Origin of the sequence: Enteractinococcus helveticum (assembly GCF_020742345.1) — a bacterium.
In the GTDB taxonomy this organism is placed as follows: domain Bacteria; phylum Actinomycetota; class Actinomycetes; order Actinomycetales; family Micrococcaceae; genus Yaniella; species Yaniella helvetica_A.
This window is the reverse complement of sequence record NZ_DYXC01000045.1, coordinates 1-4,235: the sequence shown is the minus strand read 5'-3', so window position 1 is coordinate 4,235 and position 4,235 is coordinate 1. Positions and strand designations below refer to the sequence as shown.

The window sequence follows — 4,235 nt, the reverse complement described above, 5'->3', positions numbered from 1 at the left end:
GTCGAGGAATTCAACACCGGTGGCCGAGACAAAGCCGGAGCTCATGGACTGCATGATGTCGGTGATTGTGCTGCCCTGGATGATGAAGGCCGTGGCGGCACCCAGCAGGGAGATCATCAGCAGCGTCAGGATGGCCGGTACGCGCAGTAGCATCAGGCCGATGGCCACCACCGGGATGATGAGCAGCAGCGGGTGAATGACAAATTGTGAGTCGAGGCCGGAGAGCAGCTGTTCCAGCTGGCCGGTGTCTGCGCCGGAGGTGGCGGAGATCGAACCGCCAATGAACGCGTAGACAATGGCACTGATGATCAGTGCAGGGATGGTGTCCCAGAGCATGTGGCGGATGTGGTCGAACAGTTTCACGCCACCCATGGCCGCGGCCAGGTTGGTGGTGTCAGACAGCGGGGAGAGTTTGTCGCCAAAGAACGCGCCAGAAATGACGGCGCCGGCAACAAGTGCTGGTGGAAAACCCATGCCTTCGCCGATGGCCATGAAGGCAATACCCACGGTGGCGATCGTCGTCAATGACGTGCCCAGCACCAGTGAAACCACGGCCGGCACCAGGCAGGCCAGCGGCAGGAACACGGCCGGGGAGATGGCGGTCAGCCCGTAGTAGATGATGGTCGGGATGAGTCCGCCTTCGATCCAGGTGCCGATGATGGTTCCGATGAGAAACAGAATGAACACGGCAGGTAGTGCACGGCTGACGCCTTGGACAAGTGAGTGTTCTAAGTCTTGCCAGGTGTAGCCCAGGAATTTGCCAATGACGACGGCGACCGCGACGGCGGTCATCAGCGGGATGAGCATGCCGATATCCCAGACGGTGATGGATACCAGGGCCATGACGACCAGTACGGCGATGGGTAACAGTGCGATCGGCACTGAAGGAAGTTTACGAACCTGCATAGAAGTCCTTACGTGATAAAGCCAGGGTGACGGCCATAAAAATCATTCGGTTTACAGTGTGTATGTACGATGCTTTGTGGATGGTCAATTGGCCGGTGAGCCGTAAAGACCGAAACGCACGAATGTGTTGGTTGCAACATTGATTTGGGACATAGACCACATGATCCTCAAGCACAGCAAGTTCTGCAAACCACACGCTGCAGTATTGGACAAAATGCTCTAAAGGCACGTGATTTATATCTCAATTTGCCCAATACCTCGTGAAGGTTCGTTCAAGGCTTGCGGTTGACGCGACGTCATCCCGTAGAACATGAATGTAGCCAAGTACGAGAGGAGTAACTCCGATGGAATGGTCGATTCACCAGGTGGTTGAGTCCACCGGGATCACTTCGCGTACCTTGCGCTACTACGACCAGATTGGCCTGTTGGTGCCAAGCCGAACCGGGGCCGGGGGACTGCGCTACTACGATCAGGCCAGGCTTATCCGGTTGCAGCGGATCTTGTTGCTGCGCGAGTTCGGTATGCCGCTGGCAGATATTGCCGACGTGTTGGCGGGCGAAGCAGATGACATTGACGCGCTGCGCGACCACCGGCGGCGGTTGCTGGTCGAAAAACACCGTATTGATACTCAGGTGCATTCCGTGGAGGCCACGATTGCAGCCTTAGAAAAAGGACGGCCAATTATGCCAAAGCACATGTTTGAGGGATTTGACCATAGGAAGTACGACGCCGAAGTGCGCGAGCGCTGGGGTGATGAAGCTGCCGATCGTTCGAATACCTGGTGGAACGGATTGGGAGCAGAAGGTCAGCGGGCGTTCCGGCAACAGCTGGAAGAACTCAATACCGCCTGGGATCAGGTTATTGCCGCTGGAGTGGCACCGGATTCTGAACAGGCTCAGGCAATTGCCGCACAGCACGTGAAATGGCTGGGCGCATCAATACGACCGGATGAGTTGTCCAAGGGGAAGGTCAAGGGCATCGTGCAAATGTATGTCGATGATGAGCGGTTCGCTGCCAACTATAATCGCGTTTCACCAGCTGGTCCGCAGTTTGTGCGCGATGCGGTGCACCACTGGGCTGATCAGCATCTTGACGACTAAGCGTCACCGTGCCTCGTTCGGTCTGGCAAGAATCATCCGCAACACAAAATCTCCCGTGCAGCTTTGGTGCACGGGAGACGGATGATTTCACTGCAGCATGCATTGTGACTATGCTGGGGCTTTTCCTCTGGCGATGTTGATCACTCGACGGACGACGTCGAACATCAACAAGGCGATCGCTACAAACATTCCGTAAGCAACTGCATCTGGTTCGGTTACCACTGTTAGGAAGCGGATGCTGATTGCCAGGAGCATTGCGGCTACGAGAAGTTCCATGGATACCATGAACATCCCCAGCGATGAAGGCTGCCTTGCAGTGTCTGAATTATGCCGGTGTCGACCGATGGCAAATTGTCGAGGATTCATAGCTCTTTCCTCCTCTCACGCCCACTGTGGCGTAATCTCATTCTAGGTGAGTTGTAGGTCACAGAGGTAGGGTTTTGTCTGCCGGATGATATGACCCAGCGGGTTCACTGATGCTTTCGAAAATGCCTGACTGCCGGGCAGACAATAACCTCAGCGGTTGGGCTGAGGTTATTGGACGGTACGTTGACCGGAGTGAAGGTTAGCGCTTCGTTTTACCCGTGGAAATTCTGAAGAGTCGCCGCGCTGCGTCGATGAGCAGAACTGCGGTCAGGACGAATGCTCCATAGGCTACTGCGTCTGGTTGTATCGGATCGGTGATAAACCGAACGCCGACGGCCAGGATGAACGCGGCACCGAAGAGTTCAACAAACGCAATGAAAATGCCTGATTGCGTGGGTGATTTTTCATGTTCGGGATCCGGGCGCAGAGGTTTTTGATCTGGTGCTGAGCTACGAGGAGTCATGGCTCTCTCCTTTCTCCCATTCCCTAGAAAGGGAGTACTTCCACCATAGTTCGTTTCAGGCGTGGGGGACAGGTATCTAGACGGCGTCATAGCTCCGCGTTGAACAAGCGCTTCCGACCTGATCAGCAGAAATTTGTAACTATTTTTCGTTTCGCTTTATGGAGGTAGGGAATGGCTGGTTTCTTTGCGAAACACGATATGTTACTTGTATGAAAACACATGTAGTGGAATATGATCATGCTTTCGATTGGGCAAGTAAAGAGTCAAACCAAAACGGTCCTGCGCTGTTGTTGGGTAACGGTTTTAGTGTTGCATATGATTCTCAGCGTTTTGCTTATGCTGCCCTTTTGGACCAAGCTCGGGGATCAGGGAAGCTTTCACATATTTCTGATAGGTATTTCCGGAAACAGGAAACGAATGATTTTGAAAGAGTAATTCGTGAGCTATTAGTTGCTGCTGATGCTCTCGAGATTATGGATGTGGAAAAGTTCGAGCAAGAAATCTCAGAGCTGCGCTACGAAGCTGAAACGCTTAAAGAATTGTTAGCAAAATCATTAGCCTCTCTTCACCCTGAGCGTCCGACTGATGTATTGCAGGCACAGTACGATAACGTCAAAAACTTTGTAACACCGTTTGACCGAGTTTTTACCACCAATTACGATCTCCTTCTTTACTGGACTCTGATGAAGCAGATCGACTCCGGGCTCGACAAATCACGCGATGATGGATTTCGAAGCCCAGGTGACGAACATGAGTATGTCGTTTGGGACCATTTAACGCCACACGCACAGAATGTCTACTATCTGCATGGTGCCTTGCACCTCTACAGAGATTTGTATAATTCTGAGCTGCAAAAACTAACCTGGATTCGTACAGGCGATGCCTTAATTGATCAAATTAGACGACAACTAGCCGCAAACCGATTGCCGCTCATCGTAGCTGAGGGCACGAGTGAGGAAAAGCTCGCCAAGATTCAGTCAAATGCTTACTTAGCGAGAAGCCTGCGTACACTCGCATCAATCGGTGGCACTGCAGTGATATACGGACTTTCCCTCAGCGAGAACGACGCACACATTTATGACGCGGTACTGCGATCCAAAATCAAGCGGATAGCAGTTTCGATCTATGGAGATGCTGCAACCGTTGACAACCAGGCCACCATTACAACGGCAAACCGACTTGTTTTCGATCGTGAGACTATGTTTGGTGGCAGACGGCCGATAGAGGTCTGCTTCTACGATGCATCTTCGGTGCCTCTATGGTGAATCGTTAGTACCACCAGTCGTCGGAAGGACGGACTGGTAGACGGCGTTTATGCTCGGACCGCTGATAGATAGTTTCGAGTTTCTCCCGAGCGTCATCACTGATGGCATCACCGGATAGGTAGGCATCGATGTCGT

At 52.8% G+C, this 4,235-nt stretch carries 5 protein-coding genes; 2 read left to right on the top strand and 3 right to left on the bottom strand.

Annotation, left to right across the window (positions count from 1 at the left end):
- Positions 1–906: Na+/H+ antiporter NhaC family protein (locus K8V32_RS03600; RefSeq protein WP_303903009.1), on the bottom strand; the 906-nt coding region annotated here is incomplete at its 3' end.
- A gap of 344 nt (positions 907–1,250) precedes the next feature.
- Here K8V32_RS03600 and K8V32_RS03595 point away from each other — a divergent pair.
- Positions 1,251–2,006, top strand: coding sequence for a MerR family transcriptional regulator (locus K8V32_RS03595; protein WP_303903006.1), 756 nt, complete (start codon positions 1,251–1,253; stop codon positions 2,004–2,006).
- A gap of 108 nt (positions 2,007–2,114) precedes the next feature.
- Here K8V32_RS03595 and K8V32_RS03590 read toward each other — a convergent pair whose 3' ends face one another.
- Positions 2,115–2,372 carry a hypothetical protein gene (locus K8V32_RS03590; RefSeq protein ID WP_303903003.1) on the bottom strand — a complete coding sequence of 86 codons (258 nt, stop codon included), beginning with the start codon at positions 2,370–2,372 and terminating at the stop codon, positions 2,115–2,117.
- Between the two features lie 199 nt (positions 2,373–2,571).
- The gene (locus K8V32_RS03585; protein ID WP_303903000.1) at positions 2,572–2,835 is read right to left on the bottom strand and encodes a hypothetical protein; all 264 of its coding nucleotides are present in this window, start codon (positions 2,833–2,835) and stop codon (positions 2,572–2,574) included.
- Between the two features lie 209 nt (positions 2,836–3,044).
- Here K8V32_RS03585 and K8V32_RS03580 point away from each other — a divergent pair, with 209 nt between their 5' ends.
- The gene (locus tag K8V32_RS03580) at positions 3,045–4,100 is read left to right on the top strand and encodes a DUF4917 family protein (protein ID WP_303902997.1); all 1,056 of its coding nucleotides are present in this window, start codon (positions 3,045–3,047) and stop codon (positions 4,098–4,100) included.
- Positions 4,101–4,235: the final 135 nt, after the last annotated feature.